This window comes from Azospirillum sp. UENF 211521 (assembly GCF_058780535.1).
Genome location: NZ_JBSNCF010000001.1, coordinates 608,170 through 632,594 on the forward strand (window position 1 = coordinate 608,170; position 24,425 = coordinate 632,594).

Annotated in this window: 27 protein-coding genes and 1 riboswitch; of the genes, 17 read left to right on the forward strand and 10 right to left on the reverse strand. The window is 69.5% G+C overall.

Annotated features, from left to right (window positions below; all coding sequences use genetic code 11):
- Positions 1–2 precede the first annotated feature (2 nt).
- Positions 3–2,771 carry an ATP-dependent DNA helicase gene (locus tag ACWPN5_RS02840; protein ID WP_492294126.1) on the forward strand — a complete coding sequence of 923 codons (2,769 nt, stop codon included), beginning with the start codon at positions 3–5 and terminating at the stop codon, positions 2,769–2,771.
- A gap of 25 nt (positions 2,772–2,796) precedes the next feature.
- Here the strand turns inward: ACWPN5_RS02840 and ACWPN5_RS02845 are convergent, their stop codons facing one another.
- Positions 2,797–4,476 (reverse strand): methyl-accepting chemotaxis protein, encoded by a 1,680-nt coding sequence (locus ACWPN5_RS02845; protein WP_145682361.1) that lies wholly within the window; start codon positions 4,474–4,476, stop codon positions 2,797–2,799.
- Between the two features lie 747 nt (positions 4,477–5,223).
- On the opposite strand from ACWPN5_RS02845, the gene ACWPN5_RS02850 reads away from it, so the two are divergent.
- Positions 5,224–5,700 (forward strand): hypothetical protein, encoded by a 477-nt coding sequence (locus ACWPN5_RS02850; RefSeq protein WP_247888250.1) that lies wholly within the window; start codon positions 5,224–5,226, stop codon positions 5,698–5,700.
- On the opposite strand, the gene ACWPN5_RS02855 is transcribed toward ACWPN5_RS02850, so the two are convergent.
- The 4 genes from ACWPN5_RS02855 to ACWPN5_RS02870 all read right to left on the reverse strand — a co-directional run bounded on the left by ACWPN5_RS02855 (position 5,687) and on the right by ACWPN5_RS02870 (position 10,345).
- A complete protein-coding gene (locus ACWPN5_RS02855; RefSeq protein WP_492294128.1) occupies positions 5,687–6,631 on the reverse strand; it encodes a homoserine O-succinyltransferase in 945 nt (314 codons plus the stop codon). The two genes, ACWPN5_RS02850 and ACWPN5_RS02855, sit on opposite strands and share 14 nt — an antisense overlap.
- Before the next feature lie 49 nt (positions 6,632–6,680).
- A riboswitch (SAM-I-IV-variant riboswitch) is annotated at positions 6,681–6,785 on the reverse strand.
- Between the two features lie 67 nt (positions 6,786–6,852).
- Entirely contained in the window at positions 6,853–7,251 is a 399-nt protein-coding gene (locus ACWPN5_RS02860) for a hypothetical protein (protein WP_145682358.1), read from the reverse strand.
- Between the two features lie 199 nt (positions 7,252–7,450).
- On the reverse strand, positions 7,451–9,142 hold the full coding sequence (locus ACWPN5_RS02865) for a methyl-accepting chemotaxis protein (protein ID WP_492294130.1): 1,692 nt from the start codon (positions 9,140–9,142) through the stop codon (positions 7,451–7,453).
- 255 nt (positions 9,143–9,397) lie between these two features.
- Positions 9,398–10,345: an AEC family transporter gene (locus tag ACWPN5_RS02870; RefSeq protein WP_492294132.1), complete on the reverse strand. Its 948-nt coding sequence runs from the start codon at positions 10,343–10,345 to the stop codon at positions 9,398–9,400.
- 147 nt (positions 10,346–10,492) lie between these two features.
- Between ACWPN5_RS02870 and ACWPN5_RS02875 the strand changes: the two genes are divergently transcribed.
- Together ACWPN5_RS02875 and ACWPN5_RS02880 are read left to right on the forward strand one after the other, a co-directional pair.
- Positions 10,493–10,897 carry a tellurite resistance TerB family protein gene (locus ACWPN5_RS02875; protein WP_038529588.1) on the forward strand — a complete coding sequence of 135 codons (405 nt, stop codon included), beginning with the start codon at positions 10,493–10,495 and terminating at the stop codon, positions 10,895–10,897.
- 11 nt (positions 10,898–10,908) lie between these two features.
- On the forward strand, positions 10,909–11,787 hold the full coding sequence (locus ACWPN5_RS02880) for an NAD(P)-dependent oxidoreductase (RefSeq protein ID WP_200479755.1): 879 nt from the start codon (positions 10,909–10,911) through the stop codon (positions 11,785–11,787).
- Positions 11,788–11,792: 5 nt separating this feature from the next.
- Here ACWPN5_RS02880 and ACWPN5_RS02885 read toward each other — a convergent pair whose 3' ends face one another.
- Together ACWPN5_RS02885 and ACWPN5_RS02890 are read right to left on the reverse strand one after the other, a co-directional pair.
- Positions 11,793–12,260, reverse strand: a complete 468-nt coding sequence (locus ACWPN5_RS02885; protein ID WP_492294135.1) for an acetyltransferase — start codon at positions 12,258–12,260, stop codon at positions 11,793–11,795.
- Positions 12,257–13,276 (reverse strand): aspartate-semialdehyde dehydrogenase, encoded by a 1,020-nt coding sequence (locus ACWPN5_RS02890; RefSeq protein WP_492294137.1) that lies wholly within the window; start codon positions 13,274–13,276, stop codon positions 12,257–12,259. Before ACWPN5_RS02890 ends, ACWPN5_RS02885 begins: the two co-directional genes overlap by 4 nt.
- 132 nt (positions 13,277–13,408) lie before the next feature.
- Between ACWPN5_RS02890 and ACWPN5_RS02895 the strand changes: the two genes are divergently transcribed.
- The 5 genes from ACWPN5_RS02895 (at position 13,409) to ACWPN5_RS02915 (ending at position 17,312) form a co-directional block, all read left to right on the forward strand.
- Entirely contained in the window at positions 13,409–13,672 is a 264-nt protein-coding gene (locus tag ACWPN5_RS02895) for a hypothetical protein (RefSeq protein WP_014241604.1), read from the forward strand.
- Between the two features lie 248 nt (positions 13,673–13,920).
- Positions 13,921–14,310: a succinate dehydrogenase, cytochrome b556 subunit gene (gene sdhC / locus ACWPN5_RS02900; protein ID WP_145682352.1), complete on the forward strand. Its 390-nt coding sequence runs from the start codon at positions 13,921–13,923 to the stop codon at positions 14,308–14,310.
- Between the two features lie 11 nt (positions 14,311–14,321).
- Positions 14,322–14,717 carry a succinate dehydrogenase, hydrophobic membrane anchor protein gene (sdhD, locus tag ACWPN5_RS02905; protein ID WP_035675804.1) on the forward strand — a complete coding sequence of 132 codons (396 nt, stop codon included), beginning with the start codon at positions 14,322–14,324 and terminating at the stop codon, positions 14,715–14,717.
- A 6-nt stretch (positions 14,718–14,723) separates the two neighbouring features.
- Positions 14,724–16,505, forward strand: a complete 1,782-nt coding sequence (gene sdhA / locus ACWPN5_RS02910) for a succinate dehydrogenase flavoprotein subunit (RefSeq protein WP_035675802.1) — start codon at positions 14,724–14,726, stop codon at positions 16,503–16,505.
- Between the two features lie 30 nt (positions 16,506–16,535).
- Positions 16,536–17,312: a succinate dehydrogenase iron-sulfur subunit gene (locus ACWPN5_RS02915; protein WP_014241601.1), complete on the forward strand. Its 777-nt coding sequence runs from the start codon at positions 16,536–16,538 to the stop codon at positions 17,310–17,312.
- Positions 17,313–17,399: 87 nt separating this feature from the next.
- Here ACWPN5_RS02915 and ACWPN5_RS02920 read toward each other — a convergent pair whose 3' ends face one another.
- Entirely contained in the window at positions 17,400–17,603 is a 204-nt protein-coding gene (locus ACWPN5_RS02920; protein ID WP_035675800.1) for a hypothetical protein, read from the reverse strand.
- A gap of 153 nt (positions 17,604–17,756) precedes the next feature.
- On the opposite strand from ACWPN5_RS02920, the gene ACWPN5_RS02925 reads away from it, so the two are divergent.
- A complete protein-coding gene (locus ACWPN5_RS02925) occupies positions 17,757–18,605 on the forward strand; it encodes a branched-chain amino acid aminotransferase (RefSeq protein ID WP_145682350.1) in 849 nt (282 codons plus the stop codon).
- Between the two features lie 138 nt (positions 18,606–18,743).
- Complete coding sequence (locus ACWPN5_RS02930; RefSeq protein ID WP_492294140.1) at positions 18,744–19,334, forward strand: hypothetical protein; 591 nt, start codon at positions 18,744–18,746, stop codon at positions 19,332–19,334.
- Positions 19,335–19,361: 27 nt separating this feature from the next.
- Here ACWPN5_RS02930 and ACWPN5_RS02935 read toward each other — a convergent pair whose 3' ends face one another.
- Together ACWPN5_RS02935 and ACWPN5_RS02940 are read right to left on the reverse strand one after the other, a co-directional pair.
- The gene (locus ACWPN5_RS02935; RefSeq protein ID WP_492294142.1) at positions 19,362–19,676 is read right to left on the reverse strand and encodes a hypothetical protein; all 315 of its coding nucleotides are present in this window, start codon (positions 19,674–19,676) and stop codon (positions 19,362–19,364) included.
- Between the two features lie 74 nt (positions 19,677–19,750).
- Positions 19,751–20,383: a S24 family peptidase gene (locus tag ACWPN5_RS02940; RefSeq protein WP_145677380.1), complete on the reverse strand. Its 633-nt coding sequence runs from the start codon at positions 20,381–20,383 to the stop codon at positions 19,751–19,753.
- A 195-nt stretch (positions 20,384–20,578) separates the two neighbouring features.
- On the opposite strand from ACWPN5_RS02940, the gene ACWPN5_RS02945 reads away from it, so the two are divergent.
- The 6 genes from ACWPN5_RS02945 (at position 20,579) to ACWPN5_RS02970 (ending at position 24,362) form a co-directional block, all read left to right on the forward strand.
- Complete coding sequence (locus ACWPN5_RS02945) at positions 20,579–20,944, forward strand: hypothetical protein (protein ID WP_492294144.1); 366 nt, start codon at positions 20,579–20,581, stop codon at positions 20,942–20,944.
- Positions 20,941–21,366 (forward strand): hypothetical protein, encoded by a 426-nt coding sequence (locus ACWPN5_RS02950; protein WP_247888249.1) that lies wholly within the window; start codon positions 20,941–20,943, stop codon positions 21,364–21,366. Before ACWPN5_RS02945 ends, ACWPN5_RS02950 begins: the two co-directional genes overlap by 4 nt.
- 62 nt (positions 21,367–21,428) lie before the next feature.
- Positions 21,429–21,842 carry a hypothetical protein gene (locus ACWPN5_RS02955; RefSeq protein ID WP_492294146.1) on the forward strand — a complete coding sequence of 138 codons (414 nt, stop codon included), beginning with the start codon at positions 21,429–21,431 and terminating at the stop codon, positions 21,840–21,842.
- A 4-nt stretch (positions 21,843–21,846) separates the two neighbouring features.
- A complete protein-coding gene (locus ACWPN5_RS02960) occupies positions 21,847–23,361 on the forward strand; it encodes a portal protein (protein ID WP_492294148.1) in 1,515 nt (504 codons plus the stop codon).
- Positions 23,354–23,626 carry a Bbp19 family protein gene (locus tag ACWPN5_RS02965; protein WP_145682344.1) on the forward strand — a complete coding sequence of 91 codons (273 nt, stop codon included), beginning with the start codon at positions 23,354–23,356 and terminating at the stop codon, positions 23,624–23,626. Before ACWPN5_RS02960 ends, ACWPN5_RS02965 begins: the two co-directional genes overlap by 8 nt.
- A gap of 25 nt (positions 23,627–23,651) precedes the next feature.
- Positions 23,652–24,362, forward strand: coding sequence for a capsid assembly protein (locus ACWPN5_RS02970; protein ID WP_145682343.1), 711 nt, complete (start codon positions 23,652–23,654; stop codon positions 24,360–24,362).
- Positions 24,363–24,425 lie beyond the last annotated feature (63 nt).

Sequence of the window (24,425 nt, forward strand, 5' to 3'; positions counted from 1 at the left end):
CCATGGATCTGACCTCGGCGCCCTCCCTCCCGTCCTTCAGCCTCGATGACGCGCCGGCCCTGGTCGCCGGCGCGCGGCGCGTGGTCCTGCTGACCGGCGACGGGGAGGTGGAGGAACTGGCCCCCGCCGCCGCGGCGAAGCGGGTGCGCCGCCAGCCACCGCTCGTTTGCCATGCGCGGGCGATGGCGCGGCGGCTGGGGAGCGAGCCCTTCGCCGCCTTCGACCTGCTGGAGCTGTTCGCCTTCGTCCTGCCCGCCCGCTTCTGCGTGCCGACCCCGCGCGGGCTGGCCGAGGCGCTGGACCTGCCGATCCCCGACGGGCTGGAGGACGACGCGCTGGCGCTGCACCGGGCGGTGCGCAAGCTGCTGGGTTTGCTCGGCACGCCGGGGCGGGAGGAGGCGTCCGACCCGGTGGCCTTCGCCTGGGAGATGGGGCGCGCCGGCTGGCTGTGGGCGCCCGCCGTTCTGGCCGCGCTCGGCAAGCCGGATGGGCCGGAGAAGGGGGCCGCCCGCGCCGGCCTGCGCGTCTGGACCCGCATCAAGGAATGGCAGGACGGTCCGCCCGAGCCGCCGCCCGCCCATCACCCGGTAGAGCCGGACGAGGCGCGCCGCCGGCTGTCGGTGATGCTGTCGGCCAGCGTGCCCGGCAAGGTGGCCGAGCCGCGCCCGCAGCAGGCCGACTACGCCAGCGCGGTGTCCGCCGCCTTCGCCCCGCGCCCCGCCCCCGACACGCCGAACGTCGTGCTGGCGGAGGCCGGAACGGGCGTCGGCAAGACGCTCGGCTACTTGGCGCCGTCCACGGTGTGGGCGGAGAAGAACGGCGGCACGGTGTGGATCTCCACCTACACCCGCAACCTCCAGCACCAGATCGACGCGGAGCTGGACCGCCTCTACCCCGAACCGGCGACCAAGGCGCGCAAGGTCGTGCTGCGCAAGGGCCGGGAAAACTACCTGTGCCTGCTGAACCTGGAGGAGGCGGTGCGCGGCATGCCGATGCAGCCGCACCACGCCATCGGGGTGGGGCTGATGGCGCGCTGGGCCGCGGCGACGCGCGACGGCGACCTGACCGGCGGCGACTTTCCCGGCTGGCTGGTCGACATCGCCGGGCGTGGGCGGACGCTGGGCCTCGCCGACCGGCGGGGCGAGTGCATCTACTCCGCCTGCGACCATTACGCCCGCTGCTACATCGAGAAGAGCGTGCGCCGCGCCCGCAAGGCCGACGTGGTGATCGCCAACCACGCGCTGGTCATGGTGCAGGCGGCCCTCGGCGGCGGCGAGGAGCCGACACTGCCCACCCGCTACGTCTTCGACGAGGGGCACCATGTCTTCGACGCGGCGGACAGCGCCTTCGCCGGGCATCTGACCGGGCGCGAGACGCAGGAGCTGCGGCGCTGGCTGCTGGGCGCCGAGGAGACGGGGCGCAGCCGCGCCCGCGGGCTGAAGCGCCGCATCGAGGATCTGGTCGCCAGCGACGAACAGGCGCAGGAGCTGATGGACGCGGTGATGCTGGGCGCCCGCGTCCTGCCGGCGGAGGGCTGGGCGGCGCGGCTGTCCGCCGACAATCCGCAGGGACCGACCGAGGCCTTTCTGCTCGCCGCGCGGCGGCAGGTCTATTCGCGGACGGCGGGGCAGGGCGGCCCCTACAGCCTGGAGGCCGACAAGGCCTATCCGGTGGACGGGCTGCTCGACGCGGCGGTGGCATTGGAGGCGGCGTTGGTCCGGCTGGCGGAACCGCTGGCCGGGCTGGCCAAGCGGCTGGCCGCAAGGCTGGAGGACGAGACGGCGGAGCTGGACAGCGACCAGCGGCGGCGCATCGACGCCATGGCGCGCAGCCTGACCCGGCGCGGCGTGCTGACCGTCGAGGCGTGGCGGGCCATGCTGAAGACGCTGCCGGTGGAGACCCCGGCGCAGTTCGTCGACTGGTTCGCGGTGGAACGGATCGACGGGCGCGACGTCGACGTCGGGCTCTACCGCCACTGGATCAACCCGACCGTTCCCTTCGCCGAGGCGCTGGCCGGGCCGGCGCACGGCATGGTGGTCACCTCCGCCACGCTGACCGACGGCACCGGCGACACCGCCATGGACTGGCAGGCGGCGGAGGACCGCTGCGGCGCCAGCCACCTGCCCAAGCCGGCGCTGCGCGCCCAGGTGCCCTCGCCCTTCGACTATCCCAACCGCACGCGGGTGATGGTGGTCACCGATGTGCGCAAGGACGATCTGGGGCAGGTGGCCTCGGCCTACCGCACGCTGTTCCAGGCGGCGGGCGGCGGGGGCCTGGGGCTGTTCACGGCGATCAGCCGGCTGCGCGCCGTCTACGACCGCATCGTCGAGCCGCTGGACGCCACCGGCGTCCCGCTCTACGCCCAGCATGTCGACCCGCTGGACGTGGCGACCCTGATCGACATCTTCCGGGGGGAGGAGCACGCCTGCCTGCTCGGCACCGACGCGGTGCGCGACGGGGTGGACGTGCCGGGCCGCAGCTTGCGGCTGATCGTGTTCGACCGGGTGCCCTGGCCGCGGCCCGACATCCTGCACCGCGCCCGCCGCGACGCCTTCGGGCGGCGCCGCTACGAGGACATGATCGCGCGGCTGAGGCTGAAGCAGGCCTTCGGCCGGCTGGTGCGCCGGGCCGACGACACCGGGGTGTTCGTTCTGCTCGACCCGATGATGCCGAGCCGCCTGTTCGGCGCCTTCCCCGAGGGGGTGGAGGTGCGCCGCGTCGGCATCAAGGAGGCGGTGGAGGCGACGGCGGAGTTCCTGCGGGGCTGGTGAGGCCCCGCAGGAGCCGGACAGCGCCTCAGGCGGCGCGGATCGCCGCCAGGAAGCTCTCCACGTCGCGGCGCAGGTTCTCCGCCTGCGAGGCCAGCCCGCCGGCCGCACCCAGCACCTGATGGGCGGCGGCCCCGGTGGTGCCGGCGGCCTCGGTCACCTGCGCGATGTTGCTGGACACCTCGCGCGTGCCGATCGCCGCCTGCTGGACGTTGCGCGAGATCTCGTTGGTCGCGGCGGACTGCTCCTCGATCGCGGCGGCGATGGAGGTGGAGATCTCGTTGATCGCCGCGATGGTGCGGCCGATCCCCTCGATGGCGCCGACCGAGCCGGCGGTGGCCTCCTGGATCGCCTGGATCTGAGAGGCGATCTCGTCCGTCGCGCGGGCGGTCTGGTTGGCGAGCTGCTTCACCTCCGACGCGACGACGGCGAAGCCCTTGCCGGCCTCACCGGCGCGGGCCGCCTCGATGGTGGCGTTGAGCGCCAGCAGGTTGGTCTGGCCGGCGATGTTGGTGATCAGCTGCACCACGGCGCCGATGCGGTGCGCGGCGTCGGCGAGCCCGCGCACGGAGTCGGTGGTGCGCCCGGCCTCCTGCACCGCCTGTCCGGCGATGCCGGTGGAGCGGGTGACCTGCGAGCCGATTTCCCCGATGGAGCTGGACATCTCCTCCGCGGCGCTGGCCACCGTCTGCACGTTGGCGCTGGTCTGCTCCGCGGCGGCGGCGGCGTTGGCCGCCTGGTCGTTGGTCTGGCGGGCGGTGACCGCCATGCTCTGGGCGGTAGTGTCCAGCTCGGTCGCGGCGGCGGCGACGTTGCGCAGCGCGTCGGCGACCTGCTCCTCGAAGGAGGCGATCAACCGCTCGACCGCCTCGGTCCGCCGCAGCTTGGCGGCCTGCTCGGCGGCCTGTTCGGCGGCCAGCCGCTCGGCCTCGATCAGCCCGTCCTTGAAGACCTGGACGGCGGTAGCCATGGCGCCGATCTCGTCGCCGCGGCTGGCGAAGGGGATCGCCGTCGTCTTGTCGCCGCCGGCCAGCCGGCGCATCGCCTCGGTCATCGCGCCGATCGGGGAGGAGACGCCGCGGATCATCATCAGCGCGCCGCCCAGGCAGACGGCGACGCCGATGAGCAGCGCGACGATGAGCATCGTGCTGGATTGGGCGTAGACGGCGTCGGCGTCGTCGCTCGCCTTGGCGGCCCCGCGGTTGTTGTGGTCGATCATGGAGTCGAGCGTCCGCCCGACCTCCTGGAAGCTCTTGTCGGCCGCGTCGCGGAACAGGGCGTTGGCGGCGGCGTTCTCGCTGCGGCGCGACAGGGCGACGATCTGGCGGTGCAGGGTGAGATACTGCCCCCACTGCTGTTCGAATTGGGCGAACAGCCCGCGCCCCTCGGCGGTGCGCAGCGTCGCCTCGTAGGTCCGGCGGGCGTTGACGATGCTGGCTTCCATATCGTCCATCCGCTTCTCCACCGCGGCCATCTCCGTCTCGGTGGCGCTGAGGATGTGGGCGCCCTGCAGGATGCGGAAGTTCGACACGGCGTCGTTCACGGTGTTGACCTGAACGACCCGCGGCATCCAGAAGCTGGCGATTTCCGTCGATCTGTCGTTGACCACCGACAAACGGTTGATTCCCAAGGCGCCGATACCAGCGAGAAGCAGGGATAGAAACGCAAAAACAGCGAACGTTTTTGTTCTGACGCTGATGTCATTCATGACGTTTTTCACTTTTCTGTTGTTTTGGTGGTCGGTTTCCTCGCGTGCTCACCAAAGAACGATTTTTATTTTTCTTGTCTTCGTCGAGAATTACGATTCTTGCAATGAACCGGTTGCGGCAAAATTGTTCATTGTGTGACAGTGAGGCGATGCCTCACACGCTCCGCGCGGCCGGCCGCATGGGCGCGCGGATGGGCAATGCAAAAGCCCATATGTTCTGCGATAAGTTGAAGAATTGGTCGGCGGCCATGGGGCGACCATGCGGAGGGATTCGCGGGACGCTTCCGAAGATGTCGGTCCGGAAGGAATTGGCGTCCCACAGTCATCATGGCCGCCGTGCTCCCGCGGGCGGTGAAGGAGACTTCGCTACTCTACCGATGCAGAACCTGAACGCCTTTCGGGCATACACGGTTTCTAGTGTCGCGTGCAGGCGCTGACCGGCGGCCCCGCGGAGCCCGGACCAAAGGTGGAATGAATGGAGCGCACACCGAGAATGGCCATGTCGTATCCATGCGTAAAAGTGCTGCGCACCGCGTATCCCAGTGTTTTCTACACGATAATACGTATCGTCGCAACATGAGAAAACGTGCAACCGACGATCGGCCTCGTCGCGAGCGGGGCGCCGTGGGAAGCAAATTCACCTTGGAAATGGAGGCTTCCTCTCCAGGCCTGGGAGAAACCGGCGTGGTGCAGCTTGGGGATCGGCTCAAAACCGTGCGCGAATTTCTTGGTGAGACACAAAAAACAATGTCTCGCCGATTCCGTCTCGGGGAGAACACATGGCAGTCCTATGAGTTGAACGGCAAGCTGCCGAAGGGGGAGACCCTGTCGGAACTGGCCGCCCTCGGCATCGACATGAACTGGCTGCTGACAGGACGGGGCAACATGCGGACGGCGGCCGGCCGGCCGGAGTCCGGCGATGGTGACCCTCCGTCACCGCCGCGGGAGGCCGCCGCCTCCCGGCCGGTGCTCGATCTCGCGCTGCTGAGCGAGGCGACCGCCCTTGTCGAGCAGGGACTGGCCGACCGGGGGCGCCGGCTGTCACCCCGCGCCAAGGGCCATCTGGTGGCGGCCCTGTACGGCCTGACGGTGGAGAGTGGGGGCGGTTCCCGTCCGGCCGGTGTCAGCCCGGCCGCGGCGGCTCATCTGCTCTGGCTCGCCCTGCAGATGGAGGATGGGGCGCAACAGGCGCTGAGCGGCGATGGGGCGGTCAGGCCGCCGTGATGGCGGCCGGCCGGTCCGCGCCGATGCGCGAGAGGTCGAAGGGCGTCGTCTGGTAGATCTGGTTGATCCAGTTGGCGAACAGCAGATGGGCGTGGCTCCGCCACCGGTTCTCGGGTGGGCGGCTCGGGTCGTCGTCGGGGAAATAGCCCTGGGGAACCGGCGTGGCCGCGTCCTTGGCGACGTCCCGGACATACTCGTTGCGCAGGGTATCCGTGTCGTACTCGATGTGGTTGAACATGTGCAGCGAGCGGTGGGCGGCATCCTCCAGCAGGCAGGGGCCGGTCTCCGGGGAATCCAGGAGCACGCGCAGGCCGCTTTCGGGGGGGATGTCCTCCTCGCGCACCTCGGTCCAGCGCGAGACCGGGATGGGCACGCCGTCGGACAGGCCGCACAGGTAGGGCGAGGCGGGGGCACGGTTGCGGTGCCGGTACACGCCGGATGCCTTGCGCGACAGAAGATGCTTCGGCACGCCGTGGAAATGATGGACGGCGGCCTGCGCCGCCCAGCAGATGTTCAGGCAGGCATGGACGTGGCTCTGCGTCCAGTCGAAGACCGAACACAGCTCGTCCCAGTAGGAGACCTCCTCGAAGGGCATCGTCTCGACCGGGGCGCCGGTGATGATGAAGCCGTCGAACGTCTCACGGCGCGCGTCCTCCCACGACCGGTAGAAGGCGCTCATGTGGTCCGCCGCGGTGTTGCGCGGCACATGGTTGGTGATCCGGATCAGCGACAGTTCGACCTGGAGCGGGGTGTTGCCCAGCAGGCGGGCGATCTGCGTCTCGGTCCGGATCTTGTCGGGCATCAGGTTGAGCAGGCCGAAGCGCAGGGGCCGGATGTCCTGCCGGATGGCGTCGGCCTCCTGCATGACCATGACGCCCTCGGACTGGAGGGCGGTGAAGGCGGGAAGATCGTTGGGGATCCTGATGGGCATGACTCGTCCGGCTCCGCTGTCGGTGCATCGGTCGGAACAGACGTCATGGCGAACCCCGTTTGATTGCCGGTCCGGCCACATCCCCCTTCGGGACGCCACCTTGCTCGGGTAAGCAGGTTGGCGTTGAGCGTCCGCTCAACTCTTGATGCGCGGTGCACATTATACGGGCAGCGGCGGCTTGGCAACAGCGGCGGGTCCGTGGTGACGGGGCCGCGGTTCCGTCAGGCGGGAGGGGCCGGGTAGAACCACGTGTTGAGCAGGAGCAGGAACGCCCAGAAGCCGATCTCCAGCGTCTCGGTGATCGGCTGGATGCGCCGTATGGCGCCGTAGACATGGACCGCCAGCATCAGCCCGAACACGGCGAACAGGACGTCGAAGGCGTAGGCGGTCGCTTCCACCGTCGTCGCGCCGCGCAGCATCAGGAACTCGACGATCAGGATGAACGCCCCGAGGCAGCGGCCGAAATAGACGGCGAGGTCGGTGTCCTGCGGGATGCGCCACAGCATCAGTCGTGCCCAGGCGAGCGGCGCGATGAAAATCGGCAGGGCAAAGAAAAGCGTCGTGCTTGTCATCAGGACAAGCAAATAGGTCTGCGCGTGCTGCGCGTAGAGGCCCAGCATGGCGACTCCTCCATTTTGTACTTTTGATGAGACAGTGACCGGTGACGGCCATGGAGTGCCGGGACAGCCGCCGGTTGTCAAACCGATTGCCGCGCGCTTCTTCGAAAGTATGAGGGGACGCGGGATGCCGTAGCCCATGCCGCGGCGGGGCTGCCGGTGGACGGTCCCGCGACCGCCCACCGGTCCTGTCTTGCGGCCCTCAGGCAGCCTTGATGGCGACGAGGAAGTTTTCCACCTCGCTCTTCAGGCGCATCGCCCCCTGGTTCAGGTCGCCGGAGGCCGACATCACCTGGCTCGCGGCGCTGCCGGTCTCGGTCGCGGCCTGCGACACGCGGCCGATGTTGCTGGTCACCTCCTGGGTGCTCTGCGCCGCCTGCTGGACGTTGCGGCTGATCTCCTGGGTCGCCGCACCCTGCTCCTCGATGGCGGCGGCGATGGAGGAGGAGATGTCGTTGATCGAGGAGATGGTCGCCCCGATCCCGCGGATGGCGCCGACCGCCCCGCCGGTGGCCGCCTGGATGGCGCCGATCTGCTGGGCGATCTCCTCCGTCGCCTTGGAGGTCTGGTTGGCGAGGCTCTTGACCTCGCTCGCCACGACGGCGAAGCCCTTGCCGGCCTCGCCGGCGCGGGCGGCCTCGATGGTGGCGTTCAGCGCCAGCAGGTTGGTCTGGGCGGCGATGTTCTGGATCAGGTCCACCACGTCGCCGATGCGCTGGGCCGCTTCCGACAACCCCTGCACGGTGGCGTTGGTGCGGTCGGCCTCGTCCACGGCCTTGCCGGCGATGTTGGCCGACTGGGACACCTGCTGGGAGATTTCGGTGATTGAGGCGGCCATCTCCTCCGACGCGGCGGCGACGGTCTGCACGTTGGCGGAGGTCAGTTCGGCCGCCGACGCCGCGCTGCCGGCCTCGGCCCGCGTGTGCTCGGCGATGTCGGTCATGCTGCGGGCGGTGGTGTCGAGCTGTGACGCCGCGGCGCCCACGGTCTGCAGGACGCTGTGCACCGCGCCGTCGAAGTTGCGGATCAGCGAATCGATCCGCTCAGTGCGGCGGCGCTTGTTCTCCTCCTCCGCGGCCTGGGCGGCGGTCAGACGCTCCGCCTCGATCAGCCCGTCCTTGAAGACCTGCACCGCGCGGGCCATGGCTCCGATCTCGTCCTGGCGGTCCCCGCCCTCCACGGCGACGCCGAGGTCGCGCTTGGCCAAGCGGTCCATGATGGCGGTCAGGGCGACGATGGGCCGGGCGACCGACTTGGTCATGGCGATGCCGGCGAACAGGCAGAGGACCGCGACGAAGGCGATGGCACCGAGGATCCAGCTCTGCGCCCCGACGTAGGTGGCCCGCCCCGAGTCCGCCGCCTTCGTCGCGTTCTCGACGTTGGATGCGGTCAGCTCGTTGACGAGCGCGCTGCTCTCCTCATAGGCCTTGCGCGACTGCTCCCGGTAGATGCCGGTGGCCTTCTCGTTCTCGTTGGCGCGGGACGGGGGAAGAAGCGTGTCCCGGCTGATCGTCATGTAGCGGTCCCACGAGGCTTCCCAGCGCTTGAAGGTCTGGGTTTCCCAGCCGGTGGTCAGCAGAGGCGCGTACTTCCGCTTGGCCTCCGCCAGCCGATTCTGGACGGCCGCCATCTCCTTTTCGACCTCGGCCATCTCCGCGGGGTAGAGGGCCAGGATGTGGGAGGCCTCCAGGATGCGGTAGTCGCTCATCGCGCCGTCGATCTCGCCGATGGCGGTGACGCTGGGCAGCCAGTTGGAGCGGATGTCCTCGGCGGCCCGGTTGACGGTGCTCAGCCGGTCGACGGCGAACAGTCCCAAGGCGATCGACATCAGCAGGACCGCAACGGTGGCGGCGACCACCTTGGTCCGGATGGTCATGGAACTCAGCATGGACATGGCGCGTATCTCTTTCCCCCGAAACGATGCGGCGGCGATTGATTGTTTTGAGTCTGAACGAAAGGAAGCGGCAGACCAGCCGCCCGTGCGGTGGGCGTTGGATTTGCCGTGATCAAATGATTGAACAACAGATATTAAGAAAGACGCAAGAATGACGCAGGGAGGGCTGCCCCCCGCTTTTCAAATGGTTTCTTTCTTTTAAGAAAGATGAATGTCTGAAGAGGCGAATGCGACCGGACGACCGCAAGCCAAGGTTCAGAGGGGCGGCGCGTAGGTGGCCAGCAGGAAGGACAGGGTGACCACGCTGGCGATGGTGGACATCAGGATCGCTGTGGAGGTGCGCTCCACATAGATGCGGTACTGGCTGGCCACCACGAAGGTCAGGGCGCCGGTGGGCAGGCCGGCGAGGATGATGGCCGACCCGGCCCAGAAGGGGTCCAGCGGGAACAGGGTCTGGATGAGGAACCAGGCCAGCGCCGGCTGCACCACCAGCTTGCACGCGCTGATCCAGCCGGCCTCCATCAGGTTGGCCTTCAGGCTCTGGGTCGCCAGGAACAGGCCGATGGCGAACAGGGCGCAGGGACCGGCGGAGGCGCCCATCAGGTCGCAGTAGATGGCGATCGGGCGTGGCACCGGCACGCCGGACAGGAAGACCGACCAGGCGAGCCCCAGGGCTGTGGAGATGATCAGCGGGTTCTTGACCAGCGCCCGGCCGACGTCGCGCAGCGCCTTGCCGAGGCCGCCGCCCTGGCTGTTGGCGAATTCCAGCCAGATCACGGCGATGCCGACCATGATCGCGCTCATGATGACGGTGGCGAGGATCGCCGGGGCCAGACGGTCCGGGCCGAAGGCCGCCAGGAACAGCGGGATGCCCATGTAGCCGGTGTTGGAGAAGCAGGCGTTCAGCCCCTGCATGCACTGGATCTGCGTGCGCTCGCGGTGGATCAGCCAGCCGAGCAGGGCGCCCAGCGCGTAGACCGCCAGCATCGAGCCGAGGAAGGCGCCGATGAAGGGGCCGTTGAAGATCTCCGGCAGCGAGCGCTTCGCGGTGCCGAGGAACAGCACCGGCGGCAGGGCCATCCAGTAGACGAACTTGTTCAGCGCCTCCGACGAGGCGGGACCGAGAAGCTTCGCCTTACCGGAAAGGACGCCCGCCAGGATGATGGCGAAGACCGGGAGCGCCACATTGAAGACCACCGACATGGGGGCCGACCTTAAGGGGCAACCCGTCCCCTGTCGAGGGACCCACCCGTCCGCCCCGGGCATAGCTCCCTTGACGGCGCTCCCTCCCTTGACGGCGCGCGGGGGGCGGGCAAGATTGGGCGGGGCCCTTTTTCCGCAGGAGTTTCGATGATCAACCATCACAGCGCGCTCATCTACGTCATGGTGCTGGTGTCGGCGTGCGACGGCGACATGACGGACGCGGAGCTTGAGGCCATCGGCGAGAACGTCCGCTATCTGCCGATCTTCAAGGATTTCGACATCGACCGGCTGACCGACGTGACCCGCGAATGCTCCGGCCTGCTGGCCGACGCTGACGGGCTGGAGACGACGCTCCAGATCGTCAAGGAGGCGATTCCGTCCAAGCTGTCCGAGACCGCCTACGCGCTCGCCTGCGACATCGCCGCGGCGGACCCCGCGGCCTCGCAGGAGGAACTGCGGATGCTGGAGCTGATCCGGCACAAGCTGGGCGTGGACCGGCTGTGCGCCGCCGCCATCGAACGCGGCGCGCGGGCGCGCCACACCCGCCTGTGACGGCCGGTGACATGACCGGACAGACAGGTCTGGCGGGGCGGACGGTCGGCGTCATCGGGCTGGGCCTGATGGGCCGGCCGATGGCCCGCAATCTGGCGAAGGCCGGTGCTGCCCTGGTGATCAGCAGCCGCAGTCCCGGCCCGGTCGAGGAACTGGCGGCCGAGGGCATGAGCCCGGCCGCCAACCCCGCCGAGGTCGCGGCCCGCGCCGATTCCATCGTTCTGATGCTGTCGGACACGGTGGCGGTGGAGGCGGTGGCCACCGCGCTGATCGACGCGCTGCGGCCCGGCCATCTCGTCATCGACATGGGCACCACGGCGGTCGGGGCGACCCGCAAGCTGGCCGAGGCCGTCCGCGCCAAGGGTGCCGACTGGGTCGACGCCCCGGTGTCGGGCGGCACGGTGGCGGCGGAGGCCGGCACCCTGACCATCATGGCCGGCGGCACGGAGGAAGCCTTCGCCCGCGCCCTGCCGCTGTTCCAGGCGATGGGCCAGCGCATCACCCATGTCGGCGACAGCGGGGCTGGGCAGGTCGCCAAGATGGCCAATCAGGTGATCGTCGCGCTGAGCATCGGCGCGGTGGCCGAGGCGCTGGCGCTGGCCAAGGCGGCGGGGGTGGAGCCGGGCAAGGTCCGCGACGCCATCCGCGGCGGCTTCGCCGAGTCGCGCATCCTGGAGCTGCACGGCCAGCGCATGGTCTCCGGCGACTTCACGCCGGGCGGCCGCGTGGTCACCCAGATCAAGGATCTGAAGCAGGCGGAGGAGTTGGCGGAGCAGTCCGGCATGCAGCTTCCCGCGCTGGGCCTCAGCCTGGAGCTGTTCGAACTGCTGGCCGAGCAGGGCGACGGTGGGCTGGACCACTCCGCCTTGTACCGGCTGTTCGTCAAGTAAGCCCTTCAGGCGCCGGTCGGGTCGCCTTGGCCGGCGCCATCGAGGGCCAGATGCAGCAAGGGGAACGGGCGGCCGCTGTCGTCCAGCGCGGAGCGCCCGACATCCCGGAAGCCGAGGCGCCGATAGAAGGCCCGGGCGGCGTTGTTCTGCTCGTTCACGTCGACCGTCAGCTCCGGCCCGCCCTCCAGGGCGCGGGCGACCAGGGCGCGGCCGATCCCCCGGCCGTGCCACGCCGGATCGACGAACAGCGTGTCGATCTTGGACCCGGTCATGCCCAGGAAGCCGACCGGCCGGTCGTCGCCGTCCACCGCGACCAGCAGCGCCGCCGCCGGAAGATACTGGTCGCGCAAGAGGCCGGCGTAGAAGCCGATGTCCTCCTCGTTCAGGAAGTCGTGCGTGCTGCGCACCGCGGCGAGCCAGACCTCAAAGAGGACCGGGGCGTCGTCCGGGCGGGAGGGACGAAGCGGGATCACGCGTCCAGATACTCCTTCACCAGCAGCTCGGCGATCTGCACGGCGTTGAGCGCGGCGCCCTTGCGCAGGTTGTCGGTGGCGGCCCAGAAGGACAGGCCGTTGTCCACCGTGTAGTCCTCGCGGATGCGGCTGACGAAGACCGGGTCGTCGCCGGCGACCTCGACCGGGGTGATGTAGCCGTCGTTCTCCTGCTGGTCGATCACCTGCATGCCCGGCGCCTTGCGCAGGATGCGGCGGGCCTCCTCGGCGGTCACCGGCTCCACGCATTCGACGGTGATCGCGGCGGAGTGACCGATGAAGACGGGGACGCGGACGCAGGTCGCGCTCACCTTGATCTTGGGGTCGAGGATCTTTTTCGTCTCGACGTTCAGCGCCCATTCGTCCCGCGTCGTGCCGTCCTCCATGAAGGGGCCGACGTGGGGAATGACGTTGAAGGCGATCTGCTTGGAGAAGACGGACTTCTGCACCGGATCGTTCACGTAGATGGCGCGGGTCTGGCCGAACAGCTCGTCCATACCCTCCTTGCCGGCGTCCGAAGCCGCCTGGTAGGTGGAGACGACGACGCGGCTCACCGTGACCTGCCCGTGCAGGGGCTTCAGCGCCATGGCCAGCAGGATGGCGGCGCCGCCGGGGCTGGCGACGATGTTCTTCTTCGCGTAGCCGGCGAGCGCGTCGCCGTTGACCTCGGGAATCACCAGCGGGACGTCGGGGTCCATGCGGAACTGCGGGCTGGCGTCGATCACCACGGCGCCCGCGGCGGCGGCGCGAGGCGCATGGGCCGCCGAAACCTTGGCGTCCGCGGCGAACAGCGCGATGTCCACGCCCTTGAAGTCGAAGCGGCCGACGTCCTCGACCTTCAGCACCGCGTCCTCGCCGAAGGACACCTCCTTGCCGACCGCGCTGTCGGCGGCCAGGGCGATCACCGCGTCGGCCGGGAACCGGCGGTCGGCGAGGGTGGTCAGCATTTCCCGTCCGACGTTGCCGGTGGCGCCGACGACCGCGACTGTGTAGCCCATGGCGGTTAATCCCTGTGATCTGCGGTGCGAAGAGGGCTTGAGGTATGCGGTTCCCATTGGAATTGCAACAGCGCCCGCGTTGTGACACCGTGTCCGCCCTATCACGAACGACCGCGACCGGCACACCGGGGCATGGCCACTCCGCTCGAAGACATCATCGCCAAGGCGATCAAGGACGCGGACAAGTCCTTCTTCAACGAGGACTACACCAAGCAGGCCCGTTCGGTGATGAACGCGCTGAAGAAGGCCGGCTACGAGGTCGCGCCGGTCCGCCCGCCCGAGGGGCTGGTGGAGTGGGCCAAGGAGAACATCCCCTTCGGCCGGCTGCGTCCGGCGGAGCTGATTACCCAGATGTATTCGATGATGGTGGAGAATGTTCGCCGCTTCGACAAGTAATAGGCTGAACGGCAAAACCGCGTTTTGGCCCTGGTAATACCAGCTGCAGCAAAGCCCGTTAGTTTTCAGGCACTTCCCGCGGTGCGCCATTTTGGCCACGGCCAAGTCCCTGCCGTTGACTCGTGTGCGGTAGAGGCGTAATTCAATCGCCAAACACAGCAGGGCTTAAAACTTTCGGTCTCGCATCACCCGCCGTCGCGGCAACAGCCCTCCTTGCCGCGACCGGTCGCCGAACTGAGGACGACGCAATGGCAAACGGCAGCGGTCGGCCGCTCTCTCCGCATCTGCAAGTCTACAAACTCCCCAGGACCGCGCTCCTGTCCATCACGCACCGCATCACGGGCGTGGGGCTGGCCGTCGGGACCCTTCTGCTGACCTGGTGGCTGGTCGCCGCCGCCACCAGCCCCGCCGCGTACGAACGCGCGCAGCACTTCATCGGCTCGTTCTTCGGGCTGCTGCTGATGTTCGGCTGGTCGCTGGCGCTCTACTATCACCTGTGCAACGGCATCCGGCACCTGGTGTGGGACGCCGGCAAGGCGTTCGAGCTGAGCGAGGCCGACCGCGGCAACCAGATCGTCATCGGTGCGGCGGCCGTGCTGACCGTGCTGACCTGGGTCATCGGCCTGGCCGTGTGGTGAGGAGAGAAGACATGGCGTCCAACAGCAAGACCCTCCGCTCGCCGCTGCAGATCGCGCGCGGCCTGGGCTCCGCCAAGCACGGCACCGAGCATTGGTGGCACCAGCGCGTCACCGCCATCGCCCTGGTTCCGCTGACCATCTGGTTCGTCTTCGGGGTGATCCGCCATCTGGGCGCCGACCACGCGGCCTTCGTCGCGTGGCTGCAGTCGCCCTTCTCGGCGCTGATGATGGTGCTGACCGCCGTGGTCACCTTCCACCACGCCCAGGCCGGGCTGCAGGTGGTGATCGAGGACTACGTGCACAACGAGATGGCGAAGATCCTGAGCATCCTGGCCGTGAAAGCCCTGTGCTTCGTGCTGGGTGCCGCCTGCGTCATCGCCGTCCTCAAGATTTCGTTCGGAGCCTGACGAGCCATGGCCGCCTACGATATTATCGATCATTCCTATGACGTCGTCGTCGTCGGTGCCGGCGGTGCGGGCCTGCGCGCCACCTTCGGCATGGCCGAGAAGGGCCTGAAGACGGCGTGCATCACCAAGGTCTTCCCGACCCGCTCGCACACCGTGGCCGCCCAGGGCGGCATCTCGGCGGCGCTCGGCAACATGAGCGAGGACGACTGGCGCTTCCACATGTACGACACTGTCAAGGGGTCGGACTGGCTGGGCGACCAGGACGCCATCGAGTACATGTGCCGCGAGGCCATCCCGGCGATCATCGAGCTGGAGCACTACGGCGTGCCCTTCTCGCGCACGCCGGAAGGCAAGATCTACCAGCGCGCCTTCGGCGGCATGACCGCCCATTACGGCAAGCAGCAGGCTTATCGTACCTGCGCCGCCGCCGACCGCACCGGCCACGCCATCCTGCACACCCTCTACCAGCAGTCGCTGAAGCACGAGGCGGAATTCTTCGTCGAATATTTCGCGCTCGACCTCATCATGGAGGACGGCGTCTGCAAGGGCGTGGTGGCCTGGAACCTCGACGACGGCACCATCCACCGCTTCCGCGCCCAGCTCGTCGTTCTGGCGACGGGCGGCTACGGCCGCGCCTACTTCTCCGCCACCTCGGCCCACACCTGCACGGGCGACGGCGGCGGCATGGTGCTGCGCGCCGGCCTGCCGCTGCAGGACATGGAGTTCGTGCAGTTCCACCCGACCGGCATCTACGGCTCCGGCTGCCTCATCACCGAGGGCGTGCGCGGCGAGGGCGGCTACCTCACCAACTCCAACGGCGAGCGCTTCATGGAGCGCTACGCGCCGTCGGCCAAGGACCTCGCCTCGCGCGACGTGGTGTCCCGCTCGATGACCATCGAGATCCGCGAGGGCCGCGGCGTCGGTGAGCACAAGGACCACATCCACCTGCACCTGGAGCATCTCCCGCCGGAGATCATCCATCAGCGCCTGCCCGGCATCGCCGAGACGGCCAAGATCTTCGCAGGCGTGGACGTCACCAAGGAACCGATCCCGGTTCTACCGACGGTGCACTACAACATGGGCGGCATCCCCACCAACTTCCGTTGCGAGGTGGTCAACCCGACCGCCGAGGACCCGGATCGCGTGGTGCCCGGCCTGATGGCCATCGGCGAGGCGGCCTGCGTGTCGGTGCACGGCGCGAACCGCCTGGGCTCCAACTCGCTGCTCGACCTCGTGGTGTTCGGCCGTTCGGCGGCCATCCGCGCCGCCGAGATCGTCGAGAAGGGCAAGTCGGTGTCGTCGTCCGCCGCCGCGACCGACGTCGCCCTGGAGCGCTTCGACCGCATCCGCAACGCCAAGGGCTCCATCAAGTCGTCGGAGCTTCGCCTGGAGATGCAGCGGACCATGCAGAACAACTGCGCGGTCTTCCGCACCGGCGAGGTGCTGGAGGAGGGCGTCAAGCTCATCGACCAGACCTTCGCCAAGAAGAGCGACATGGCGATCAGCGACCGTTCGTTGGTCTGGAACTCCGACCTCGTCGAAGCCATCGAGCTGGACAACCTGCTGTACCAGGCGGTCGCCACGCTCCACTCGGCGAAGAACCGGCCGGAGAGCCGCGGCGCCCACGCCCGCGAGGATTATCCGGACCGCGACGACGAGAACTGGATGAAGCACACCGTCATCGAGGTGTCGGACAAGGGCGAGACGAAGATCGGGTACCGCCCGGTCCATCTCTACACCCTGACCGACGAGGTGCAGGTGTTCCCGCCCAAGGCCCGCGTCTACTAAGGCGGCAAGAGCAAGGCAAGGATACGAACCATGGTCGAATTCAACCTGCCCGCCAATTCCAAGGTCGGCGTCGGCAAGACCATCAACGCCGCCAGCGGCGCCAAGCGGGCGAAGACCTTCAAGATCTACCGCTGGTCGCCGGATGACGGGCAGAACCCGCGGGTCGACACCTACGTCGTCGACCTCGACAAGTTCGGCCCGATGATCCTGGACGCGATCATCTACATCAAGAACAACATCGACTCGACCCTGACCTTCCGGCGGAGCTGCCGCGAGGGCATCTGCGGGTCCTGCGCGATGAACATCGACGGCACCAACACGCTGGCCTGCCTGAAGGCCATCGAGGAGGTGAAGGGCGACGTCAAGATCTACCCGCTGCCGCACATGCCGGTGGTCAAGGATCTCGTCCCCGACCTGAAGCACATCTACGCCCAGCTCGCCTCGATCAAGCCGTGGCTGCAGTCGCAGTCGCCGGCCCCGAGCCGCGAGCGCCTGCAGTCGCCGGAGGACCGCGCCAAGCTGGACGGCCTCTACGAGTGCATCCTGTGCTTCTGCTGCTCGACCTCCTGCCCCAGCTACTGGTGGAACGGCGACCGCTACCTCGGCCCGTCGATCCTGCTCCAGGCCTACCGCTGGATCGTGGACAGCCGCGACGAGATGACGGGCGAGCGCCTCGACAACCTCGAGGACCCGTTCCGCCTCTACCGCTGCCACACCATCATGAACTGCACCAAGGCGTGCCCGAAGGGCCTCAACCCGGCCAAGGCCATCGCCGAGATCAAGAAGCTGATGGTTCAGCGCCGCTGATCCGTCCGTTTCGGTTCACCGATGAAGAACGGGGCGCCTCCGCAAGGGGGCGCCCCGTTTTCTTTGGCCGTTCGGCGGCGTCGCGGCTCAGGCGAAGTCCGGGTCGGTGGGCCGGGACGGCGGCAGGTCGTCGTTGGGCAGGGGGGAGGGCATGTCCTCCTGCGGGCCGGGGGTCGGCAGGTCCGGGTTGTCGGTCAGGGGGCCCGGGGTGGGAACGTCCTGGCCCGGCGGCGGGAAGGGCGGGGCCGCGCGCAGCGGCTGCGGAAAGGCGCTCGAATAGGTCCAGCCCATGGGTCGGTCGCTCCCGGTGTGGTGAGGGTGTCCTGCATCAACCGTCCGGCTGGCCCGTCTGCGCAGGTTGACCGGCGGCGATGAGGGGGTATGCTTTTCGAGGGAGCGAACCATCCGGATAGAACCAACCCGAAGCCGAAAAGGGAGAAGATCATGGGCAGCACGGCCGGTCAGGCGTTGAGCTACATCCAGGGCGAATGGATCGCGGGCAACCCCGCCATCGTCGGCCCGATGACTCACGCGCTCTGGCTGTCTTCGGTCGTTTTCGACGGCGCCCGCGCCTTCCAGGGCGTGGCCCCCGACCTCGACCGCCACTGCGCCCGCGTCGTGCGCTCCGCCCAGGTGATGGGCCTCGCCCCCATGCTGACCGCCGGGGAGATCGAAGAGCTGTGCTGGGACGGCATCCGCCGCTTCCCCAAGGAGGCCGAGCTGTACATTCGGCCGATGTTCTACGCGGAGGAGGGCTTCGTCGCGCCCGATGCCGAGAGCACGCGCTTCGTCCTGTCGGTCTACGAGGCGCCGCTGCCCAGCGCCGCGGGCTTCACCGCCGGACTGTCCAGCCGCCGCCGCCCGGTGCCGGACATGGCGCCGACCGAGGCCAAGGCCGCCTGCCTCTACCCCAACGCCGGGCTGGCGCTGAAGGAGGCGCGGGAGCGCGGTTTCGACAACGCCATCATGCTCGACCCCATCGGCAACGTGGCGGAGTTCGCGACGGCCAACCTGTTCATCGCCAAGGACGGGGTGGTGCGCACGCCGGTGCACAACGGCACCTTCCTCAACGGCATCACCCGCCAGCGCGTGATCGCCCTGCTGCGCGACGACGGCGTGGCGGTGGAGGAGGCTAGCCTAAGCCCCCGCGACGTGCTGGAGGCGGACGAGGTGTTCTCGACCGGCAACTACGCGAAGGTGGTGCCGGTCACCCGCGTCGAGAAGCGTACTCTGCAGCCCGGTCCCCTGGCGGCGCGGGCGCGGGCGCTCTATTGGGAGTTCGCCTTCCGCTGATCCGCTTCGGATAACCCGGAAAGCCGGTTTTTGGGCGGTATGCGGCCCGAAAACCGGCTTGATAGGCGGTCCGTTCCGCGGCATGATTCCTTCGAAACGGTGAATCGGTCCATCGAAGGACTCATGTTGAGGGGGGAGATGATGCAATTCCGCGAACGGCGCCGCGTGATCCAGGTGATCCGCACCGTCTACGATCCGGAGCTGAAGCGCGGCCGCTCGGAGCTGGTCGGGAAGATCGACAAGGCCGCGCCCGCGGTCACCGACAAGCTTCAGAAAAGCTGCACGCCGGAGGAGCTGTCGGACATCCTCACCTATCTGGACGAGCGCCACAACCGCCTGCGCAACGAGGCGGTGCGCGCCGGGGCGGAAACCCTGCCAGCCCAGATGCGCGCGGCGGCGGAGTATTTCCGCACCCACCGCGACGGCGACGCGCGGGCCTTCGCCACGGACATTCGCTTGGCGTGGGAAGAGTTGAAGACGGCCCTGCGCGAGGCCGGCTTTTCAAAGGGCAAGGTGCTGAAGAAGGCCGCGGAGCGGGCGGAGACGCCGGCACCCTCCGAGTCTTTGGCCGCGGAGGACACGCCTGCGCTGGCGGTGTCCCCGTCTGCCGCTGCACCGGTTCGCAAGCCGCGCGCGAGGAAGGCGCGAACCGCGCCCGCCGCCATGGAGGGCGCCGTGGACGGGGCGGTCTCGGCTCCCGGCGGGACCGGCACTCCTCCGGCGACCTGAGAGCCGCGCCACCGGTTCACCCCAGGCTCAACCGCCGTCGCGGACCAGCGCGCTGGCGGCGTTGCGGTGATGGGTCAGCGACGCGGCGAGGCGGGCCAGCCAGACGTCGCTGGCGGTCCGGCCGGCGGGCAGGGTGCGGCGGCGTTGTGCCGTGCCGCGGCGGGCCTCCGCGGCCAGACGGTCGTGCAGGCGAAGCGCGGCGGCGTGGGTCAGCGTGGCGCAGCGCTCCACCCCATCGAGAACCGCCGTCCGCAGCGCGCCACGGGGCGGTGCGTCGTCGTGACGGCGTTCAAGCTCTTCCAGAAGCGACGGGAGGGGGTGTGATCTTGCGATTCCGGTCATGGCCGGACGCTAAACCCTTCCGCCGATGCTGTAAAGGAAAAATATCCTAGGACGGTGTGCCGCGCGGCTGGTTCTTACTGGCTCGCCCAGACGATGCGGGCCATCCAGGCGACCTCGGCGCGCGGGATGCTGCGGTCCGGATGGGCGCGGTTGATGGAGATCAGCTCGATCTTCGTGGCGGTTTCGCGGACGAGTTGCTTCGCCATCACCTCGCCGCCCTTGGTGCGGACGACGACGCGGTCGTTGCGCCGGATCTGTGCGGCGGGCGAGACGATGATGGTGTCGCCGTCGCGGTAGACGGGGTCCATGCTGTCCCCGGCGATCTCCAGCGCGTAGGCGTGCGGATCGCCGATGCTGGGGAACAGAAGCTCGTCCCAGCCCACCCCCGAGGGGAAGCCGGCGTCGTCGAAGAAGCCGGCGTTGCCCGCCTGCGCGTAGCCGATGACCGGCACCCGCTGCAGCGAACCCGCGCCGGCGGAATCGCCGACCAGGCTGACGAATTCCGACAGCGACGCGCCGGTCGCCTCCAGAACCTTGGACACGCTCTCCGTCGAGGGCCAGCGGAGCTTGCCGTCGCCGGTGGTCCGCTTGCTCTTGTTGAAGGTCGTCGGGTCCAGCCCCGCGCGCCGCGCGAGCCCGGAGGCCGACAGCCCGTGCTGGGCCGCGAGGCGGTCGATCGCCCGCCAGATGTCCGCATGTTTCAGCATGGGAGGATAATCACATAATCACGGAAAGCCGTCCCTAGGAACCTATTCATATTTTCCTTGACGAAGGACTTCAATCAGTACATAACGTGAACATGTGTTCGCCAGCCGCGCGCGCCGCGGCCCATCCGGCGCTCCGCCCGAGAGCGAAGCTGCGCCCGCGAACGCAAAAGCTGCAATTCCGAGGGAGGCCCGCGCATGGTCCAACGCCGCAACATGTCCATGGTCCTGTCCGACGCCGTCGGGGAACCGTTCGGCAGCGCGGAGGAGGCGTGGTTCTGGTCGGTCCAGGCGCAGGACGCCAAGGCCGCCGGCGCGCGCATCGCCGCCGGGAAGGGGCTGGTCCAGCGCCCGTGCGAGCCCGGCGACGTGCTGAGCGCGGTGGACCGGCTGTACCGCCGCCGCCTGCTGATCCGCGATCACCTGCATGTGCTGGTCCATTACGGGCGCCGCCTGATGGCGCCGGACCCGGCGCGGTATCGCGAACAGCGCGCCCACACCCTGTGGCGGGAGGCGTTCGAGCGGCTCCACCCGGTGCTGCGCGAGAAGGGCATCGTCCAGTGAGCACGCCGATGCCGCCGTCGTGCCATATGGGGCCCTGCCGGACGCAAGGGGACTCGCCGCGCGCCTGGGTGGTCTTCCGTGGCGAGGCGGAGCTGTGGTGGCTGCGCCTTCTGAAACCGGGATTCCGCCACTGCTTCGCGCTGCTGCACGACGGGCGCCGCTGGGTGATCGTCGATCCGCTGTCGCCCTTCACCGACGTGTCGGTCCTCGACCTCCCCGCCGCCTTCGACCTGCCGGGCTGGTACCGCGGGCTGGGCATGGCGGTGACCCCGGCGCCGGTGCGGCGCGGCCTGACCCGCCCGGCCCCCTGGGGGCCCTTCACCTGCGTTGAGGCGGTCAAGCGCCTGCTGGGTCTCCACGCACCCGGCGTCCTGACGCCCTGGCAGCTCTACCGGCGGCTGACACGGCCCGCCGCATCCTGATCCGCGCCGCCGCGTCCTGCTTCCCGCCGCCCCGTCCCGTCACGACCGAGGAACCCCCGCCCATGGCGAACCTGTTCAAGGCGCCGCGGCCATCCGCGCCGTCCGCCCCCGCTCCGGAGCCCGCTCCCGTCGTCGCCGCTCCACCCCCGCCGGCGCCCGCCCCCGAGCCCGCACCGACCCCGGCCCCGCCTCCCGTGGAGACGCCGGCGCCCGTCACGACGCCCTGGTGGAACACGGCTCCGCTTCCCGAACCCGCCGCCCCGGTGGCGGAAGTGCCCGCCCCCCCGCCGCCCCCCGTCGTCGAGCCGGCCGACCCGGCTCCGGCGACGGAGGAGGAAAAGGACCCGGCCAAGGCCGCCGAGGCGATGATCCAGCGGCGCAACCGAGGACGGGCGGGGACGGTCCAGACCTCCTGGCGGGGCGCGCTCGACGTCGGCGCGCTGGTCCCGCTGCGCAAGCGCCTGCTGGGGGAGTGATGGGATGAGCGACACCCTGAATGACAGTGTGAGCGGCCGGCGGCGCGGCAAGGCCTCCGCCCCGCCGAACGGGCCGGAGCGGTTGCTGGAGCGCTACCGGGCGGCGCGGGAGCGCCGGTCGGTCTGGGAAAGCCACTGGCAGGATTGCTACGACCACGCCCTGCCCAACGGGCAGCCCTTCCGCGGCGGCGGTACCCCCGGCGAGCGGCGGGTGGACCGGCTGTTCGACGGGACCGCGCCGGACGCCGTGGAGCAGCTCGCCGCCAGCCTGCTGGCCGAGCTGACCCCGCCCTGGTCGCGCTGGTTCGGGCTGCAGCCCGGCCCGTCGCTGCCGGACGGGGAGCGCGACCGCGTGGCCCCGATGCTCGACCGCGCCGCCGGCATCCTGCAGGCGCATGTCGACCGCTCCAACTTCGCCGTCGAAATCCATCAAGCCTTCCTCGATCTGGTGACGGTGGGCACCGCCTGCCTGCTGATGGAGGAGGCGCCGCCCGGCGGTGCGTCCAGCCTGCGCTTCACCGCGGTGCCGCTGGCCGAGGCGGTGCTGGAGGAGGGGGCGGACGGGCGGCTGGACGGCACCTTCCGGCGCAGCGAGGCGACGCTGGCCCAGATCGAACGCCGCTTTCCCGGCGCCGCCCTGTCGGACGCGGTGCGGGAACGCGGCGCCGCGGAGCCGGACAGCCGCTTTCCGCTCGTCGAGGCGGTGCTGCCGGACGGGCTGGCCTACCGCTGGACGGTGGTGCTGGACAGCGGGCTGGCCGATCCCGCCACGCTGGCCGAGGGGCGCTTCGCGCAATCGCCGTTCATCAACTTCCGTTGGTTGAAGGCACCGGGGGAAACCTATGGCCGGTCGCCGGTGATGAAGGCGCTGCCCGACATCAAGACCGCCAACAAAGTGGTCGAGCTGGTGCTGAAGAACGCCTCGGTCGCCGTCACCGGCATCTGGCAGGCCGACGACGACGGGGTGCTGAACCCCGCCACCATCCGGCTGGTGCCGGGGACGATCATCCCCAAGGCGGTGGGCTCGGCCGGGCTGACGCCGCTCGCCAACCCCGGGCGGTTCGATGTGTCGCAGCTCGTGCTCGACGACTTGCGGGCGCGCATCCGCCACGCGCTGCTCACCGACCGGCTGGGGCCGCTGGACCAGCCGCGGATGACCGCCACGGAGGTCGTCGAACGCTCCGCCGAGATGGCCCGGCTGCTCGGCGCGACCTACGGGCGGCTGCAGGCGGAGCTGCTGACCCCGCTGGTGCTGCGCGCCGTCGGCATTCTGCGCCGCCGTGGCGAAATCCCGGACATCGCCGTCGATGGGCGCACGGTCGCGCTGCAGCACCGCTCCCCGCTGGCCCAGGCGCAGGCGCAGCGGGACGTCCAGGCGACGCTGCGCTGGCTGGACACCGCGCGGCAGCTCGGTCCGGAGGCGCTGTCCACCGTCGACGTCGCGGCGACCGCGCGCTGGCTGGGCGAGGCCTTCGGCGTGCCCGCCAAGCTGGTGCGGGCGGAGGCGTCCCATGGCTGATCCGGCGGACTGGAACACCGGCGGGTGGGGCTGGCTGGAGGGCGTGCCGCCCGCCGGGGCCGTCCCGGCCGGCGACCCGGCGCCCAGCTTCGCCCGCTGCTTCGCCGGGCCGGACGGGGCGCGGGTGCTGGACACGCTGAAAGCCATGACGCTGGACCGCACGCTCGGCCCCGACGCCTCCGACGCCGCGCTGCGCGACCTGGAGGGCCAGCGCCGTCTGGTCGCCCTGATCCTCGCCCTGGCCGCCCGCGGGCAGGGCGCCTGAGTCTTTCATCGATAAGGAGCTATCCATGGCCGACAATTTGCTGACCTCGCCCGTTCCCGGCGCCTTACCCGCCGCTCCGGCGGTGCCTGAGAAGTTCCGCGATCCGGGGACCGGTGCGGTGCGCGTCGAAGCGCTTCTGAAGTCTTATCTGGAGCTGGAGCGCAAGCTGTCCGCCCCCGCTTCCGGTGATGACGAGCGGCCCGACCTGCTGAGGGCGCCGGGCGTGCCGGATGGGCCGGAGGGTTATTGCATCGCCTGCGACCACGGGCTGTTCGAGCCGGATCCGGCGATCAACGGCCGCCTGCATGGCGCCGGCTTCACGCCGGAGCAGGCGCAGCTCGTCTACGACCTCGCCGCCGAGCGGCTGGTCCCGCTGATCCAGGAACTGGCCGCCGAGTTCCAGGCGGAGCGCGAGGTCGAACGGCTGTCCGCCCAGTTCGGCGGAGCCGAGCGTTGGCGGGAGGTGTCGCGGCAGCTCCACGCCTGGGCGGTGAAGAACCTGCCGCCGGCCGCGGTGGAGGGGCTGTCGACCACCTATGAGGGGGTGATGGCGCTGCACCGGATGATGACCGGCGGCGAGCCCGCCGCCCTGTCCATGCCGGCCGGCGCACCCTCCGCCGGCGGGGAGGCGGAACTGCAGGCGCTGATGCGGGACCCCCGCTATTGGCGTGACCGCGATCCGGCGGTGGTGTCGCGGGTGACCGACGGGTTCCGGCGTTTGTATCCGACGGCCTGATTGTTGGGCCGGCGGCGCGGCGTGGCTTCGCGGAAGGACCGTCGAGGCCATGCCGCGTCGGAT

What these genes read in the sequence shown, in the direction of transcription:
- ACWPN5_RS02840 (WP_492294126.1), top strand. Translation starts at nt 3, where the DNA reads ATGGATCTGACCTCGGCGCCCTCCCTCCCGTCCTTCAGCCTCGATGAC.
- ACWPN5_RS02845 (WP_145682361.1), bottom strand. Translation starts at nt 4,476, where the DNA reads ATGAATGACATCAGCGTCAGAACAAAAACGTTCGCTGTTTTTGCGTTT.
- ACWPN5_RS02850 (WP_247888250.1), top strand. Translation starts at nt 5,224, where the DNA reads ATGTCTCGCCGATTCCGTCTCGGGGAGAACACATGGCAGTCCTATGAG.
- ACWPN5_RS02855 (WP_492294128.1), bottom strand. Translation starts at nt 6,631, where the DNA reads ATGCCCATCAGGATCCCCAACGATCTTCCCGCCTTCACCGCCCTCCAG.
- ACWPN5_RS02860 (WP_145682358.1), bottom strand. Translation starts at nt 7,251, where the DNA reads ATGCTGGGCCTCTACGCGCAGCACGCGCAGACCTATTTGCTTGTCCTG.
- ACWPN5_RS02865 (WP_492294130.1), bottom strand. Translation starts at nt 9,142, where the DNA reads ATGTCCATGCTGAGTTCCATGACCATCCGGACCAAGGTGGTCGCCGCC.
- ACWPN5_RS02870 (WP_492294132.1), bottom strand. Translation starts at nt 10,345, where the DNA reads ATGTCGGTGGTCTTCAATGTGGCGCTCCCGGTCTTCGCCATCATCCTG.
- ACWPN5_RS02875 (WP_038529588.1), top strand. Translation starts at nt 10,493, where the DNA reads ATGATCAACCATCACAGCGCGCTCATCTACGTCATGGTGCTGGTGTCG.
- ACWPN5_RS02880 (WP_200479755.1), top strand. Translation starts at nt 10,909, where the DNA reads ATGACCGGACAGACAGGTCTGGCGGGGCGGACGGTCGGCGTCATCGGG.
- ACWPN5_RS02890 (WP_492294137.1), bottom strand. Translation starts at nt 13,276, where the DNA reads ATGGGCTACACAGTCGCGGTCGTCGGCGCCACCGGCAACGTCGGACGG.
- ACWPN5_RS02895 (WP_014241604.1), top strand. Translation starts at nt 13,409, where the DNA reads ATGGCCACTCCGCTCGAAGACATCATCGCCAAGGCGATCAAGGACGCG.
- sdhC (WP_145682352.1), top strand. Translation starts at nt 13,921, where the DNA reads ATGGCAAACGGCAGCGGTCGGCCGCTCTCTCCGCATCTGCAAGTCTAC.
- sdhD (WP_035675804.1), top strand. Translation starts at nt 14,322, where the DNA reads ATGGCGTCCAACAGCAAGACCCTCCGCTCGCCGCTGCAGATCGCGCGC.
- sdhA (WP_035675802.1), top strand. Translation starts at nt 14,724, where the DNA reads ATGGCCGCCTACGATATTATCGATCATTCCTATGACGTCGTCGTCGTC.
- ACWPN5_RS02915 (WP_014241601.1), top strand. Translation starts at nt 16,536, where the DNA reads ATGGTCGAATTCAACCTGCCCGCCAATTCCAAGGTCGGCGTCGGCAAG.
- ACWPN5_RS02920 (WP_035675800.1), bottom strand. Translation starts at nt 17,603, where the DNA reads ATGGGCTGGACCTATTCGAGCGCCTTTCCGCAGCCGCTGCGCGCGGCC.
- ACWPN5_RS02925 (WP_145682350.1), top strand. Translation starts at nt 17,757, where the DNA reads ATGGGCAGCACGGCCGGTCAGGCGTTGAGCTACATCCAGGGCGAATGG.
- ACWPN5_RS02930 (WP_492294140.1), top strand. Translation starts at nt 18,744, where the DNA reads ATGATGCAATTCCGCGAACGGCGCCGCGTGATCCAGGTGATCCGCACC.
- ACWPN5_RS02935 (WP_492294142.1), bottom strand. Translation starts at nt 19,676, where the DNA reads ATGACCGGAATCGCAAGATCACACCCCCTCCCGTCGCTTCTGGAAGAG.
- ACWPN5_RS02940 (WP_145677380.1), bottom strand. Translation starts at nt 20,383, where the DNA reads ATGCTGAAACATGCGGACATCTGGCGGGCGATCGACCGCCTCGCGGCC.
- ACWPN5_RS02945 (WP_492294144.1), top strand. Translation starts at nt 20,579, where the DNA reads ATGGTCCAACGCCGCAACATGTCCATGGTCCTGTCCGACGCCGTCGGG.
- ACWPN5_RS02955 (WP_492294146.1), top strand. Translation starts at nt 21,429, where the DNA reads ATGGCGAACCTGTTCAAGGCGCCGCGGCCATCCGCGCCGTCCGCCCCC.
- ACWPN5_RS02960 (WP_492294148.1), top strand. Translation starts at nt 21,847, where the DNA reads ATGAGCGACACCCTGAATGACAGTGTGAGCGGCCGGCGGCGCGGCAAG.
- ACWPN5_RS02965 (WP_145682344.1), top strand. Translation starts at nt 23,354, where the DNA reads ATGGCTGATCCGGCGGACTGGAACACCGGCGGGTGGGGCTGGCTGGAG.
- ACWPN5_RS02970 (WP_145682343.1), top strand. Translation starts at nt 23,652, where the DNA reads ATGGCCGACAATTTGCTGACCTCGCCCGTTCCCGGCGCCTTACCCGCC.